Consider the following 14,852-nt stretch of genomic DNA (forward strand, 5'->3'; position numbering starts at 1 on the left):
GATGCGATGCTGGCGTGGGGCTGGCGGGTGCCTTTTCTGCTGGCGCTGCCGCTCGGGCTGATTGCGCTGTGGCTGCGGCTGAGCATGGAGGAGACGCCGAGCTTTATTCGGCAGCATCAGCAGCCGCGGCCGCAGGCGAGCGCTGCGCAGACGCTGAAAATCATTTTGCTGGCGATAGCGCGTGTCATGCTCTGGTCAGCGGCGGGCTATACCTGGCTGGTGATTATGCCCAGCTATCTGCAGTCTGCGCTGCATACCGGCTTTAACCAGGCGCTGCTGAGCGCGGTCATATCGAACCTGGGCTTTGCGGCAACCATTCTGCCAGCCGGGTGGCTCAGCGATAAAATCGGGCGGCGGCGCGTAATGGTGGCGGCCAGCGTGCTGCTGCTACTGCTCGCCTTTCCGCTGTTAAAGCTGCTGCAGGATGAGACAACCTCGACAGCGCTCAGCGCGCTGGTGGTCTTTATCGCTGGCGGCATCGTTGGAATGCTGGCGGGGCCAGGCCCGGCGATGCTGGCGGAGATGTTTCCTACGCATGTGCGCTACACCGGGCTTGGGCTTGCTTACTCGCTGTCGAACGCGATCTTTTCAGGCTGCGCAGGTCTGATTATCACCGGGCTGATGAAGCAGACCGGCAATCTGGATATTCCGGCATGGTATGTAATGGCGACGGCACTGGTCAGCATTCCGGCGCTGATGACGCTGAATAAAACCGACCATCAGCAACGGCTGTAGGCTGCGCCTACATCAACACAATGCCAAAGCGTTTCAGCAGCAGCGCCCACAGGACGAAGAGCGCCACGGTGATGACGCAGGATATGCCCAGCGTAGGCCAGAAGCCGGTGCGCTGGTAGAGAAACGGAAACAGAATAAACATCGGCAGCGTCGGCACCACATACCAGAAAGTGTACCAGGCGTGGGCGGCAATCTTCTCCTGCGCCTGTCCCTCCAGCTTCATCCAGATCAGCACCAGTACGGTGACCAGCGGCAGGGCGGCCATCAAACCGCCCAGGCGATCGCTGTGCTTCGCCGTTTCGGATATCAGCACCACCATAAAAGCGGTTATTGCATATTTTGAGATAAGCCAGAGCATTGTTTTTTTCCGTTAGTGATGATTAAACCGGCAGGCAGCGTAGCGGATTGCCTATTTCAGATAAGAACGAATAACCGCCACGATCTCTTCCAGATCCTCGCTCCGCTCCTGCGGGGTGGCCTCTTCATTCATCAGGTGTTCGCGGATATGGCCTTCCAGCAGTTCGCTCATCAGGCCATTAATGGCACCGCGCACCGCCGCGACCTGCTGCAACACCTTCAGGCACTCTTCACCTGATTCCAGAGCAGTCTCCAGCGAGGCGGTCTGGCCTTTAATACGGCGGACGCGGGTCAGCAGACTCTTTTTGTTTTTTAAGGTATGCGCCATTGGGATCTCCTGAAAGCTGCTATCTATACTGGGGTATAGTATATGGCGCATGATAATAAAGCCTGTGCAAACTGCTGGCAACTGAAAAGGGGGCGAAAGGTAAGGGTAAGAATCAACAGGCTGGGCTGCGTAAGGGCAGGGTAGAGGCGAGTCGCGGCAGGAGAATACGCTGGCCTGGCGGGAAGGGACAGACGTCCCTTCCCGACCTCCTCACGTTATGCGAGGAGGCGCGCGGGGTTATTTACGGCCCAGCAGGAAGCCGATAAAGACGCCGACGCCAGCAGCCACCGCCAGACCGGCAAACGGATTGGACTGAACCTGGTCTTTAATGGTGTCAGCTGCATCGCGTGCAGCATAGGTCGCCTGGTTGGAATAACGGCGCGCTGCGCCGCGAACGCGATGACGCGGAGAATCGGTGGCTTCGCCCCATTGCTGCTCAGCGGCACCGGCAACTTCTTTTACGGTATCTTCGATTTTTCCTGACATAGTTCGTCTCCTTTGGGTTGGCTTTCACTAAAAGCGTAGCAAAGCCCGGCGGTTATGCTGGAAGCTTACGCTTTTGTTACGCTTTTCATCTCAGGATTGCGGCTGACCGACCGGGCCGCTGCCGCCCGGTGCGCCTGGTGGTTGCTGCCCGCTGGGCGCGTGTGGCGGCGCTGGCGCGTCATGCGGACGCGGCGCGCAGGCCGTAACGGCAACTGCGCCGAGCCCCAGCAAAAAAATCATTACCAGCTGTTTCATACACTCTCTCCCGGCTAAAAAAACAGGTGCTAAAAGCGTAGCGGGCGAAAAGAGAGAGGGCAAACGAGGCGACGCAAATGCACAGCGCGCTGGCAAAGCAGGGGACAGAGGGTGAAGAGAGACTGCGGCGAGGTCGCTTTAACAGGCAGTGTTTTTGCAACCGCTCAACCTGAGGCTGGCGTAACGGGGGCCAGCGCAATGGCTATTTTTTACGTAAAAGAAATGCTGCGATTGCCGTCATAACGCCGATAAAGGGCATAGTTCCGGCACCCGCGAGAAAGTTATGCTGATCAATTCGGTTTTCTCTGCGTATATCCATAAAACGAGTAAGCGCATGGTTTTCATTCGTTGCGCAGATCTCTTCACGCTGTTTTTCATACCCCTGTTTAAGCAACAGAGCGGCGCCTGGAGCATCTGCACTTTTCAGCGCAACGACTTTTTGACCTTTTTTATAGAAACGGTAATCAGGCATCTGATACTCCATGCTGTAGGGATGTGATATGACAATACACCTGATCTGTTCAATTACCTGTATTTTTACTGAGCGGCTTCCCACAGACTAACTTATTAGCTGTCACGCATTTACAACAAGCCAAAATTTTGCCGCGACTGGCGGTGATACAATGGATTTTAAATGATTGAACATATGCTTGCACAATATGGCTCGCTTCCTTTACCAGTTGATTTGCTGCGCGCCCAGCTTGAAAAATGGATATCAATGCAGGAAAGCTGGTGTTCTGACAAATCTTTTTCAGCACGCTTTCCCTGGCGTGAAACAGGATTACCTCAAAACGCCTTTTTACAGCAAAAATTATGCATTAACGGCAAATATTTTCTGACCGGCCCTCGCTATAAGGCAGGAGATATAAGTCGCCCGTTTATCGATATTGTCGCGTCGGATTCCGTTACTGATAACCCTGTACTGGACGTTATCAGCAAAGCGTGGGCAAGGATAAAGCCTGAATATATCCGCGTGCTTGTACCAGGATGCCATACACCTGCGGGTATCACAGACCAGCTTATCTACTCGACTCCTCTTGATTCTGTTTCTGCTCCGCAGGATGAGCGCGCGCTGAGTCTGATACGCGCAGTTCCTGCTGATTTTACATGGTGTAAATATTCGCTTATCGAGGCTTATGAACACGCCTGGTCTGCTATCCCCGGCTTAGCTGGCAGCTTATGCGCAACGGAGAGCAGTGAGCTGCAACAACATATCCTGAATGGCGATACCTGGATCCTCCTTGAACATGGCAAACGGGTTGGTCTGATAATTTGTGAAAAAGCAGATACGGCTTTTTTACCGGGCTTTCGTATTTCCGAAGAAATTATCCTGCCCGCTTTCCGCGGACGTTCTCTCGCGTCCAGAGCACAGCGCATATTGTGCCGCTATCTCTTTCAGAATAGCCAGCCGACCTCTTTGCTATCTGGAACTATCAGCCCTCAAAATTTACCTTCTGTAAAATCAGCAGAGAAAGCAGGACGAACCTGTATTCTCAGTTATCAGTTTCTTCCAGCTAAGCAGAGTTAGCAACAAACGAGAAAGGTGTGTACAGCCAGATATGTTCCCCGCTAATTAGCGCCGCGAAGAATTAATGATGCTATCCAAGTATCTCTATAGCCTTAATGATGGCTGCTTTTCGCAGCCTGCCCGCTTCTGTTATCAGCAGGGCGTTAAGTTTATCGATCAGATTCGCGCGGGTAATGGAATCAGCGCTATAAAAAAGCGCCTCAGATGCTTCACCGATGATGATATGGGCCGCCCTGACTTTTTGCTCTTCAGACATCTTTCCCCCTTAACCGGCTGAAACAGCAGGCACCTGATAGATGCCTGCATCTGAAAGGTCAGTAGAAGTTAAAAGGTTTCCCAGTTAGCGCCAGAAGAGGTGGCTAACACCGGCGTATTTTTACTGCTTTTCTGAACCGGGACTTTAGGTGTGAGCAGCCCGGAAGAGGGTACGCGGAAAACAGAAACCGTTCTTTCCAGCTCCAGCGCCTGCTCTTCCAGGCTGCTGGCCGCAGCGGAGGACTCCTCAACCAGCGCGGCATTCTGCTGCGTGGTGGTATCCATCTCTGTCATGGCCAGAGAGATTTGGCTAATGCCGCGATTTTGCTCATCTGAGGCAGCAGCGATTTCACCCATAATATCCCGCACCTGGGAGACGGACTTGACGATATCACCCATTGTGTCGCCGGCACGATTAACCAGCGTGGTGCCGTCACTCACCCGGTCCAGAGACTCGCGGATCAGCGCTTCGATTTCTTTAGCCGCTACAGAACTGCGCTGAGCCAGGTTTCTTACTTCACCCGCTACCACAGCAAAGCCGCGACCCTGCTCGCCAGCGCGCGCTGCTTCAACCGCCGCGTTAAGCGCCAGGATATTGGTCTGGAAAGCAATACCGTTAATAACCGTGATGATCTCACCAATTTTACCGGCACTCTGGCTGATCCCTCCCATGGTGGTAATAACGTCATGGATGATTTCGCCGCCACGGCTGGCATTATGCGACGCTTCCGTTGCCAGCTGGCTGGCATGATGCGCATTCTCCGCGTTCTGTTTTACGGTTGATGTCAGTTCTTCCATACTGGCTGCTGTCTCAACAACGGCGGCAGACTGCTGTTCTGTGCGTGAGGACAAATCAGTATTCCCTGCGGCAATCTCAGAGGAGGCGCGGGCAACGCTGTTAACGCCGTCACGCACACGGGTAATAATGTTGCGCAGGCTCAGGTTCATCGCGCCAACCGCGGACATCAGTTGTCCCAGCTCGTCAGAGCGTGTGCTGGTGATTTCAGAGGTCAAATCCCCTTCAGCAATGCGCTGGGCAGAGAAAAGCGTCTCTTTTAACGGAACAGTGATGCTCCGGGTCATTCTCCACGCCACCAGAAGGCTCAGCACAATACAGGCAATCGTCGTAAAGCCAATCTGCCACAGCGCCGTGTGGATATACTTTTCTCCCATCTGCGTCTGGAATAGTGATAAGTCGTTCACAGAGCGGTTCAGCGTCTCCGCTGCGCGAGTCATTTCATCCGAAGCCTTTTTTTCATCACGAACGAGCAGCATATAATTTTTTAACAGAGCGGGAAGCGATGCTGTTTTTTGCTCTGTGGAATTTAGTAATTCACTAAGCTTCGCATCAGGAGCAGCCTTGAGTTGCGAAATAAAAGGGGTAGTCTCACCCTGAAGCTGCGTGATTTTGCTCAGCGACGTATCGTCCGGCGCCTTTAAAAAGTCCTGAATCTGTAAAACGGTTTGATCGATCTTCAGCGTGAGTGAAAAAAGCGGCGCGGCTGAACCCGCAGCCACAGAAGATTCCTGTGCGGCAAGCTGTTCTGCTAACAGCGGTAAGCCTGTTGAATTTAATTCATTTAAAGAGAGCAGTGATTTATCAGTGCTTTCCAGAAATGCCTGACGCTTTTCCTTGTACTGATTGAGTAAAGTGGCCATCTGAGAAAGTTTATTCTCTCCCTCGGCGGACCAGGCGTAATTTTCCAGGTTCTGTTTCAATTGTGAAAGCCGACCCATCGCCTCGCCATTGATAATGATAAATTTTTTATCGCGGGTGTACTGAAATAATGTGCGATTGAGCCTGGCTTTGGCCAGCGTGTCCAGCATTTCAACGGTAATGTCGCGTTTAGCGGAGTTTTCCTGAATGTTTAAAAAACAGCGCAGCGCGAGCAGAGAGATAATCAATGAAGCCAGTATAACCAGCGAGAAACCCAGAACTAATTTTCCGCCTATTTTAAGATTGGAAAAAATATTGATAAATTTCATTTAGATAGCCCTTTTTCGTAAATAAGTCCTGAGTCTGAATGTTTTTCGCTCTGGCTATCCTTTTATATCGGCGGAGGGAATGGCTTTTTTAGCACTCTTTACGACATTTCTTTTTTACGTCCAGGTTAATTGATTTAGATCACGTTCATAGGTTCTTAAACTATTGTGAACGGCTGTGATTGTTTAGCAGGGAATGATTTGAGCCCTAAGATAATCAAGGAATATACACCGTTACAGCCGCATGGCTGAATGAACAGGCATCTTCTTAAGTTGATCTGAATAACAGAATAAAAGGGAAGCGGCTGTTTCTGTTGAAGGTAACAGAGCTTGCCTTAGCCGCTCACATTATTCCACGGCGGAAGCTCGCCGCCGTGAGTCATTCATTTATCAGAATGACAGGTCGATAGCCATTTCCATGCAGCGCAGCTCTGCATTAGCCAGTTTTGAGAAGTAAAAGCTTTCTCTGAGGGATTTAAACCCCTGTTTTTCATAAAAGGTTATTGCATCTGGCGTTGAAGATAAGGTCAAACGGTTAAACCCACGTTGACGAGCTTCATCTTTAATTTTTTTGAGAATCATGCCGGCGCAGCCTTTTCTCACATGGTCTGGCGAGGTGAATATTGCCTCAACGCTTCCTGACGACATATCAAGGTACCCGGTTGCTACGGGCCGGGCGTCCGGCCCCTCAACAATAAAGAAAAGATTTTTCTTTATAACTTCTCTGAAACTTTCGGGCATAGCTTCAGGCGTCCAGGCGGTAATGACGGCTGGGTCGTAGCTACTCTTGCAACCCTGTCTGATCGCCTGATTTCTAATGTTCCAGCACGCCTCTGCTTCTTCAGGTATTGCACGTCTAATTTTCATCTTTAACCTCTGTGTTTACCTTGGGTATAAAAATGCTAAAGCGCTTTTTGCTGGCATCTGATACCTGGCGGTGCAGCAGGATAAAGACCTCCTGTAAGGGAGGCGCAAATAAGTATCCGCCACTCTTTTTCAGGTAAGATCGTGTAACGGCTTGCCTCGAGGTTTACTCAGGGAAAAATCACTGAAAGTGACTTCAAGCCCTTGTCTTTCCGGGGTACAAGCCATCACGCCCACAAAACGTTTTTGATGCTGAGGCCAGTAACAGAGCCGCAGCAGCGGCCAGGTTTGACCGTCTGTAGAATACTGTATTCTTAGCGCTTCGTTTTCCAGGGTGGCGCGCATCCAGAACTCTTGTGGATTACCGGGGAAAAGGCCGGTTGACCAGTCAGATGTTTCACGCGTAACCACACAGCCTACCGCTGGCTGGTCGTCATTAAATTCTATTCCTGCCTTCACCCAGCGATCGGCTTCATCCAGAATGAAGATGCCCGCCTGATCATAAAGATCTGAAAAATCAGCCATCACTTTTACCTGAAGGGTAAAATCGCGCTCTGTATAAAAACCAAATGCATGACCGGTATGCCGCTGAAAGCCATAGTAGGTCTGTTTCCAGAAATCCGTATTGGCTTCCGTTGTGAACCCCAGCTTGCCTTTCTCAAAAGAGAATTTCTCGGGCGGGTTGATCCAGACTCCACCCTCTGCTTCCAGCGAATCAATTGCGATCATTGGCTTTCTCCACGTTGCTGGTTGGTTATTTAAACATCCGGTTACCTGAATTAATTCACCGCTCTCTTCAGGTTTCAGTTTGCTGCTGGCACGAGGCAAAAAGAAGGTGTTGCTATCTCCTGAGTTAATCAGCTCTGTTACCGATAATAAACTCAGGTTCATAGCTGACAGGGAAATTCACTGACCTGGCAATAAAACAGACTTTATGAATCTCATGATGGATAGCGGTGGCAGCATCGATATCCGTACCGGGTAATACTGTAATTTTTGGCTTAAGCGTGGCTGAAATAAAGCGACCAGCACCACTTTTTAAAACCTCGCCTGTCGCCACCGGAAAGTCTTCGTAACCCATTATGGTAATGCCTGCGTCTGATGCCAGATGCAAATACCACAACATATGGCAGGCAGAAAGCGAGGATATCAGCAGATCTTCCGGATTCATTTTACCCGGGTCGCCTCCCAGTAACGGATCGTTAGAGCAATGTATTGTTTCCTTACCGGCTATTGAGATATCCCAGGTTCGCGCATAGGAGCGGTAGCCTGACGTGCCCGTTCCCAGGTTGCCCGTCCAGGATATATGCGAGGAATAACAGTGTTCCATTAATTTATTGCTCCCGTTCTGCATAGATAATATGTGAAAAAGAGTTCCAGGCGCTCTGTAAGGTCAGCGTCTTGATATGCTGAAATATGCGCGTGATCGGCCTCTCATCAGGTGGCCCCTGTCTTCCCTCTGAATAAAAATGAATGTAATGCGGTGACCAGTTAATCCGCCTTAATAGCGTGACGGTATACTATTTAACTGAGAGGGGCCATAAGCATGTCGCTACATACGTAACGCTTGCAGTTACTGACCAGGGACGCGCTTCATTACATAACATGTTGCGCGTCCTGTTAGTCAGGTCAGGAGTTTTCAGAGGAGTGAACCGCATAGAAGCGCGCTTTCTGTCGCTTACTCTTTTTACGAGGCACGATCAGGCTGGCGGCGATAATCGCCAGCGTGAGGCCGCCGGTCGCCAGCAGCTCGGTCTGATGCTGAGCATTGAACAGCATAGAAACCAGTACGGTAACGATAAAGAGTATGGTAATCCAGGTCAGGCCGGGGAACAGCCACATGCGGTAACTCAGCTTTTCGCCCGCTTTTTCGCGCTTTTTGCGCAGCACCAGATGAGAGGCGGCAATCACCAGGTACACCAGCAGTGCGATAGCGCCAGAGCTTGCCAGCAAAAATTCGAATACCACGCTGGGCGCCAGGTAGTTAGCGACAACCGCGACAAAAGCGGCAGCGGTTGAGAGCAGCACTGCAACCCATGGCGTACCGCTGCGATTCGTGCGTGAGGCCGCCGCGGGCGCATCTTTGCGACACGACAGGGAATAGAGCATGCGTGACGAAGTATAAAGCGCCGAGTTAAGACAGCTGCATACCGCCATTAACACGACGATATCCACAATCAGCCTGGCATGGGGAATATTCATCGCCTGAAGCGCGGCCTGGTAAGAACCATGCTCAATCAGCGTCGGGGAATTCCACGGCACCAGCGCCACCACAAAGAAAATCGACAGCAGGTAGAACAGCGCGATACGCCAGATAACCGAGTTAGTGGCCTTAGTGATCTGCTTGCCTGGATTCTTTGATTCGGCGGCGGCGATGGTCACAATCTCGGTGCCCATAAAAGAAAACATCGTGGTCAGAATCGCTGCCATCACCTTACCCATGCCGTTGGGCATAAAGCCTTGCGTATCGTAGAGGTGCTGAAGGCCGCTGGTGCTGCTGTTGGGCATCAAGCCAGACACGGCGAGGCCAGCAGCACATAAAAACGCCACAATCGCCGCTACCTTGAGCAGCGCAAACCAGAATTCAAACTCGCCATAATTTTTCACGCTCAGCAGATTGGTGATGGTTAAAAACAGCGTGATAGCCAGGGTGAACTGCCAGATGGCGATCTGGGGGAACCAGGCGTGCAGGATGGTGCCGGCAGCGTTGGCTTCCAGCGGGATAACCAGTACCCAAAACCACCAGTAGAGCCAGCCGATAGTGAAGCCGGCCCAGCGGCCCAGCGCCTTGTCGGCATAGGTTGAAAAAGAACCTGAATCGGGCAGAGAGACCGCCATTTCAGCCAGCATGCGCATAATCAGCACTACCAGCGCACCGGCGGCAGCGTAGGCGATCAGCACCGCCGGGCCTGCCTCGTAAATCGCGTGGCCGGAGCCCACAAACAGGCCGGCGCCAATTACGCCCGCAATTGACAACATGCGTACGTGACGCGGCTTCAGGTTTTGTGCCAGTGCATCTTCATTTGCAGTCTGCGTTGTTGTCATCAGAACGTCTCCAGAACGGTCCCCGGGCTTTTGTGTCCGGGGCGAGCAGGGGATGGGCTCGCCGCAGCGAGCCGGAAAGGATCAGGCGGTTACGGCGCTTTTTACGACGTCAGCGGCGCAGTGGTTGAGTACTGAGGTTAAAATGTCCAGCGCCTGGCGGAACTGCTGGTCAGGAATGGTCAGCGGATAAAGAAAACGAATAACGTTGCCTTTTGCGCCGCAGGTCAGCAGCAGCAGGCCGTTCTCCATCGCCTTTTTCTGCACCGCCTGCGCGGTGGCGGTCTCGGTAAATTCAACGGCCACCATCGACCCTAACGCGCGGACATCGGCAATCGCGGGACACAGCTTACGGAAGGTCTGTAGCTCGGCTTCAAGCCTGCCGCCAAGCTCAGCGGCCCGCGCGCAGAGCTGCTCCTCTTCGATTACGTCGAGCACCGCATGCGCTGCGGCGATCGCCAGCGGATTGCCAGCATAGGTGCCGCCGAGGCCGCCCGGACCTGGCGCATCCATAACCTCTGCTCGTCCTGATACGGCGGAAAGCGGCAGGCCGCCCGCCAGGCTTTTTGCCATGGTGATGAGATCCGCTTTCACCGGATAGTGCTCCATGGCGAACAGCTTACCGGTGCGGGCAAAACCGCTCTGTACCTCGTCGGCGATAAGCAGAATGCCGTAGCTATCGGCCAGCTGACGCAGCCTGACCATAAACTCAACCGGCGCGGCATGGAAACCGCCTTCGCCCTGCACCGGCTCCAGCACGATCGCGGCTACGTCCTGCGGAGCGATATCCTGAGTGAAAAGCGCGTCGAGACTGGCTAGCGCCGCGTCGATAGTGATGCCCTGTACCGCGCTGGGATAGCGCGCATGGAACACCGAGGCGGGCATCGGGCCGAAATCACGCTTATAGGGGGCGACCTTGCCGGTCATCGCCATGGTCATCAGGGTGCGACCGTGAAAGGCGTTGCCAAAGGCGATCACGCCAGGGCGGCGGGTATAAGCACGTGCGATTTTGACCGCATTTTCTACCGCTTCTGCGCCAGTGGTGAAGAAGGCTGTTTTAGCCTGGCCGGCAACGGGCACCCGCTGGTTGATGCGTTCAGCCAGGGCGATATAGCTTTCGTACGGAGTGATTTGAAATGCGGTATGCGTAAATTTTGTTAACTGATGGGCCACCGCCTGTTCGATGCGCGGATGGCGATGGCCGGTGTTGAGCACCGCGATGCCGCCAGCGAAGTCGATCCAGCTGTTGCCCTCGTTATCCCACAGGGTTGCGTTTTCCGCCCGCGCCACATACCAGTCGCACAGCGTGCCGGTGCCGCGGGGTAAAGCCTGTGCTTTGCGCTGCTGCATCAGGATATTTTGTTCGCTCATCTCATCCACCTCGCTCATATGCTTATTTACATTTCCCGACAAACGCTTTTATTTATGCGTGCGAGAAGGTAAGTTGCCAGAGCCAATTTCACAGAGAGGGATGGAGCCAATTGCAGCTGCTGTACGCCGATCACTTATTAGCACGATTGCAGTTTTTACCGAGTGGCTCGCTGCAGCAGCGACTGCTGACCTGTATGCAGGCCGCAATCATTGAGGGCGTTTTTCCACGCGGCGGGCGCTTGCCGCCGACGCGCGATATGGCCCGAGAGCTTGGGGTGTCACGAAACACCGTACTGCATGTTTATGAAAGTTTGATGGCGCAGGGCTATGTGACGGCCCGCACCGGCAGCGGCACCTGGATTGCGGAGACGCTGCCGGAAATCTGTCTGCAAAGCCACGCCACCGATCTGCTACAGCCTGCCTCCACGCCGCTGCCGGCAACCCTGTCAAAACGGGGTGCAACGCTGTTAGGGCACGCCACCGCCTCTCCCTATCAGTGGGGCGCCTTTGTACCCGGCGCGCCCGACGTCACGGAGTTTCCGCATAAGCTTTTTAGCCAGATTCAGGCAAAGCTGAATCGCGATCCTGATGTCTATCGGCTGATTTACAGCAGCGGCGGCGGCTGTCCCGACCTTCGCCATGCGCTGGCGGAGTATCTGCGCGTGGCGCGTTCGGTCAAGGCCGATGCAGATCAAATCCTGATAACCGAAGGCGTGCATCAGGCGGTTGATCTGGTCTCGTGCGTGCTCTGCGATCCGGGCGACCTTGTATGGATGGAGGAGCCGGGTTACTGGGGCACGCGCAACCTGCTGCGTAAAAACGGCCTTAAAATCCGGGCGATGCCGGTGGACAGCGAAGGGATTGTGCCAAAGCCGGGGCTGCCGCCCAGGATGGTGTTTGTGACGCCTTCACATCAGTATCCTTTGGGCGTTCACCTTAGCCTGGCAAGACGGAAGGCGCTTTTAGCGCTGGCGAGGCGCCATCAGAGCTGGATTATCGAAGATGATTACGACAGCGAGTTTCGCTTCTCAGGCCAGCCTTATCCCTCTTTGCAGGGGCTGGAAGCGGATGCGCCGGTGATCTATATGGGCACTTTTAGCAAGACGCTTTATCCAGCGCTGCGCATTGGCTACATAGTGGTGCCGAAGATGCTGGCCGAACCGTTGCGCATCGCGGCTTCTGAGCTTTATCGCGGCGGTCATCTGCTGATCCAGCGTGCGCTGGGCGAGTTTATACGGCAGGGGCATTATATGGATCATATCCGCCGCATGCGTTTGCTTTACGGCCAGCGGCGTCAGTTTTTATGCAAACTGATTGAGCGCTATCTGGGGCCGTCATTTCTGTCGCCGGTCAACCATGACGCGGGATTACATCTGGTGCTGCATCTGCCATCGGGCTGCGACGATGTGGCTATTGCCGCACAGGCGCTGAAGCGTGGCGTTAAGGTGCGGCCCTTGTCGCAATACTATATGCATCCGCAGAGCTTGCGCGGGCTGCTGCTCGGTTACGCCTGCGTGAATGAACGGCAGTGTCAGGATGCGTTCGGCGTGCTGAAAGGGTGTTTGATCGAGGCGGGCATTAAGGTTGATGCTTCAGCTAAGTAAATACTGTTCAGGGTGAACAGCTGACATCAGCCTGGATTCCTGCGTCATTTGGCTGTTAGCGAGAAGAAATATTTCGCAAATATGGGTGCAGTAAAATAGGGTGAGCACATCGTTTTGGATAGATATAAAAACGTTAACCCGTTAGATTTATTCAAACAATTGCGAACTTATTTGAGGTTGCCATGCTGGATATCACTAACTTTGGATTCTTTGCCTTGTCAGTCTTTCTGCTTTCCGTTACTCCCGGCCCTGATATGGCCTATGTCATCGGGCAGAGCGTAGCTAACGGCCGCCGCGCCGGTATTGTCTCGGCGTCTGGCGTGGCCCTGGGAAGCTGCACGCACGCTATTGCCAGCGCGCTGGGGCTGACGGCCCTGATTACCGCTTCGCCGGTGATGTTTACGGTTATTAAGTTCACCGGCGCGGCATACCTGATCTATTTAGGCGGAAAGATGTTGTTTGATACTTTCAAACGGAAAGAGCAACAGAATGCCCCTGAAATAGAGATTGATAAAAAGCTAAGCGCTTACGGTCTTCTGTCTAAGGGATTCATCACTACGCTAACTAATCCCAAAGTTCTACTTTTCTTTATTTCCTTTTTTCCCCAGTTTGTCACGCCTGAAGGCGAACATCATGCGTCATCATTTCTGCTGCTGGGGCTGACTTATGCACTGATAGCGTTTTTAACTGATATGACGTTCGCCCTGTTAGCGGGAAGCGCAGCAGGTGCTGTTTCAGGTAACCGTAAATTACAACATTTGCTAGACCGAATTGTTGGAGCAACATTTATTGCGCTGGGCATAAGGTTAGCTCTGACTCGCCGTTGATAGCCATGCACCACAGTTCTGACCGCTAAAAGTAAAGCCTGCAAAGGTGAACAAGCAGGCTTGTTTTTATTATGTGGAAAAAAACAGGTGGGCGGAAGATGCTTGTCGAAACGTTGCGCATTGCGCTCGGCTGAGCTTTATTGCGGCTGTCATCAGCTAATCCAGCGTTTATACGGCAGAGCAGTATATTGGTCATATTCGTCGCATACGTTTATTTTATGGCCAGCGGAGTTACTTTGCCATCCGGTTGCGATGAGCTTTTTCATAACACCTGCATCCTGACCGGCTATTTATTTTAACGTTAAAATCAGCGCGACTGGCTGATGCGGCGATAAATTGTTACCCAGACATTTAACCAGAAATAACAGGATAGAAACGCACAGGAAACCCGCTCATTTAATGTCATCCGGTTTGCTGCCAGGCCAGCTGGAACTGCGCGGGAGTTTTCCCAAAACGCTGACGGAATACGTCTATATAAGCGCTGACGTTGCTGTAACCGCTCAGAGATGCGACTTCATATACTGGCAATCCTGCAAGTATCCATTGCAACGAAGCTAATATTTTTGCCTGCTGCCGCCACTGACTAAAACTCAGTCCGGCCTGCTGATTAAACAAGCGGCTAAGGCTTCTGACGCTGAGGCCAAATTGCTGGGCCAGCTGGCTTTGATCCAGATGGGATGCTGGATTATTGAGTAATTCATTCGCAACGTTACGCGCGCGCCGGTCTGTTGGCAGCCTCAACTCAAGCGGTAACGCTGTGCATTGCATCACTTCATAGCCAAGGAGTTTTAGCAGCGTCTCCTGGTAGCCTGGTGTGGAATGAGAACCACTATTTTGGCACCTGTTCAGCAAGGCTGTGGTAAAGGCATCGGCCCCATAGATACCTGCATAAAGGGGAAAGTTAATACAGGCTGGTGGATCTATATACAGGCTATGACCTGTTACATTTCGCGGAACCCAGGCGCTATGCTCCAGGCCAGGCGGAAACCATCCTACTGTACCCGGCGTAACGGTCCATTGAGAAAGCGTCGTTTCTATCACCATGATGCCATGATCAAGCCAGTATATCTGCCCAGCGGCATGTTTATGGCTGGAGGTAGCGTGTTTCGCACCATATCTGAATGATATTGTTTTTATCATAATGGCTGATTAACCGTATAAAATGTCATTATACGGATATTACTCTCTCTCATCTTTTATGTAGAGTGTTATATAAA

17 protein-coding genes are annotated in these 14,852 nt (G+C 52.6%); 4 read left to right on the plus strand and 13 right to left on the minus strand.

Annotated elements, in window-relative coordinates; translation table 11 throughout:
- A partial coding sequence (locus B3797_RS12260; protein ID WP_311791209.1) for an MFS transporter occupies positions 1 to 735 on the plus strand: 735 nt, incomplete at its 5' end.
- Positions 736 to 742: 7 nt separating this feature from the next.
- On the opposite strand, the gene B3797_RS12265 is transcribed toward B3797_RS12260, so the two are convergent.
- The 5 genes from B3797_RS12265 to B3797_RS12285 form a co-directional block, all read right to left on the minus strand.
- Positions 743 to 1,093, minus strand: coding sequence for a DUF3147 family protein (locus B3797_RS12265; protein ID WP_311791210.1), 351 nt, complete (start codon positions 1,091 to 1,093; stop codon positions 743 to 745).
- A gap of 51 nt (positions 1,094 to 1,144) precedes the next feature.
- On the minus strand, positions 1,145 to 1,420 hold the full coding sequence (locus tag B3797_RS12270; protein ID WP_311791211.1) for a metal/formaldehyde-sensitive transcriptional repressor: 276 nt from the start codon (positions 1,418 to 1,420) through the stop codon (positions 1,145 to 1,147).
- A 237-nt stretch (positions 1,421 to 1,657) separates the two neighbouring features.
- On the minus strand, positions 1,658 to 1,906 hold the full coding sequence (locus tag B3797_RS12275) for a DUF883 family protein (protein WP_311781676.1): 249 nt from the start codon (positions 1,904 to 1,906) through the stop codon (positions 1,658 to 1,660).
- Between the two features lie 90 nt (positions 1,907 to 1,996).
- Positions 1,997 to 2,161 carry a hypothetical protein gene (locus B3797_RS12280; protein ID WP_311791212.1) on the minus strand — a complete coding sequence of 55 codons (165 nt, stop codon included), beginning with the start codon at positions 2,159 to 2,161 and terminating at the stop codon, positions 1,997 to 1,999.
- 202 nt (positions 2,162 to 2,363) lie between these two features.
- Positions 2,364 to 2,633: a hypothetical protein gene (locus tag B3797_RS12285; RefSeq protein WP_311791213.1), complete on the minus strand. Its 270-nt coding sequence runs from the start codon at positions 2,631 to 2,633 to the stop codon at positions 2,364 to 2,366.
- A gap of 162 nt (positions 2,634 to 2,795) precedes the next feature.
- Between B3797_RS12285 and B3797_RS12290 the strand changes: the two genes are divergently transcribed.
- Positions 2,796 to 3,689: a hypothetical protein gene (locus tag B3797_RS12290; protein WP_311791214.1), complete on the plus strand. Its 894-nt coding sequence runs from the start codon at positions 2,796 to 2,798 to the stop codon at positions 3,687 to 3,689.
- 70 nt (positions 3,690 to 3,759) lie between these two features.
- On the opposite strand, the gene B3797_RS12295 is transcribed toward B3797_RS12290, so the two are convergent.
- The 7 genes from B3797_RS12295 to gabT form a co-directional block, all read right to left on the minus strand.
- Positions 3,760 to 3,945, minus strand: a complete 186-nt coding sequence (locus B3797_RS12295) for a hypothetical protein (RefSeq protein ID WP_311781673.1) — start codon at positions 3,943 to 3,945, stop codon at positions 3,760 to 3,762.
- 68 nt (positions 3,946 to 4,013) lie between these two features.
- On the minus strand, positions 4,014 to 5,930 hold the full coding sequence (locus tag B3797_RS12300) for a methyl-accepting chemotaxis protein (RefSeq protein WP_311791215.1): 1,917 nt from the start codon (positions 5,928 to 5,930) through the stop codon (positions 4,014 to 4,016).
- A 387-nt stretch (positions 5,931 to 6,317) separates the two neighbouring features.
- On the minus strand, positions 6,318 to 6,794 hold the full coding sequence (locus B3797_RS12305; protein WP_311781671.1) for a GNAT family N-acetyltransferase: 477 nt from the start codon (positions 6,792 to 6,794) through the stop codon (positions 6,318 to 6,320).
- A 129-nt stretch (positions 6,795 to 6,923) separates the two neighbouring features.
- Positions 6,924 to 7,520 carry a DUF1349 domain-containing protein gene (locus B3797_RS12310; RefSeq protein ID WP_311791238.1) on the minus strand — a complete coding sequence of 199 codons (597 nt, stop codon included), beginning with the start codon at positions 7,518 to 7,520 and terminating at the stop codon, positions 6,924 to 6,926.
- A gap of 124 nt (positions 7,521 to 7,644) precedes the next feature.
- Positions 7,645 to 8,121, minus strand: a complete 477-nt coding sequence (locus B3797_RS12315) for an OsmC family protein (RefSeq protein ID WP_311791216.1) — start codon at positions 8,119 to 8,121, stop codon at positions 7,645 to 7,647.
- A 299-nt stretch (positions 8,122 to 8,420) separates the two neighbouring features.
- On the minus strand, positions 8,421 to 9,836 hold the full coding sequence (gene gabP / locus B3797_RS12320; protein ID WP_311791217.1) for a GABA permease: 1,416 nt from the start codon (positions 9,834 to 9,836) through the stop codon (positions 8,421 to 8,423).
- Positions 9,837 to 9,917: 81 nt separating this feature from the next.
- Positions 9,918 to 11,204 carry a 4-aminobutyrate--2-oxoglutarate transaminase gene (gene gabT / locus B3797_RS12325; protein WP_311791218.1) on the minus strand — a complete coding sequence of 429 codons (1,287 nt, stop codon included), beginning with the start codon at positions 11,202 to 11,204 and terminating at the stop codon, positions 9,918 to 9,920.
- 110 nt (positions 11,205 to 11,314) lie between these two features.
- Between gabT and B3797_RS12330 the strand changes: the two genes are divergently transcribed.
- The gene (locus B3797_RS12330) at positions 11,315 to 12,808 is read left to right on the plus strand and encodes a PLP-dependent aminotransferase family protein (protein WP_311781666.1); all 1,494 of its coding nucleotides are present in this window, start codon (positions 11,315 to 11,317) and stop codon (positions 12,806 to 12,808) included.
- Positions 12,809 to 12,990: 182 nt separating this feature from the next.
- Positions 12,991 to 13,635, plus strand: a complete 645-nt coding sequence (locus B3797_RS12335; RefSeq protein WP_311791219.1) for a LysE family translocator — start codon at positions 12,991 to 12,993, stop codon at positions 13,633 to 13,635.
- Between the two features lie 402 nt (positions 13,636 to 14,037).
- On the opposite strand, the gene B3797_RS12340 is transcribed toward B3797_RS12335, so the two are convergent.
- A complete protein-coding gene (locus B3797_RS12340) occupies positions 14,038 to 14,775 on the minus strand; it encodes an AraC family transcriptional regulator (protein WP_311791220.1) in 738 nt (245 codons plus the stop codon).
- Between the last annotated feature and the right edge of the window lie 77 nt (positions 14,776 to 14,852).

This window comes from Pantoea sp. UBA5923, assembly GCF_002431095.1.
GTDB lineage: Bacteria > Pseudomonadota > Gammaproteobacteria > Enterobacterales > Enterobacteriaceae > Pantoea > Pantoea piersonii.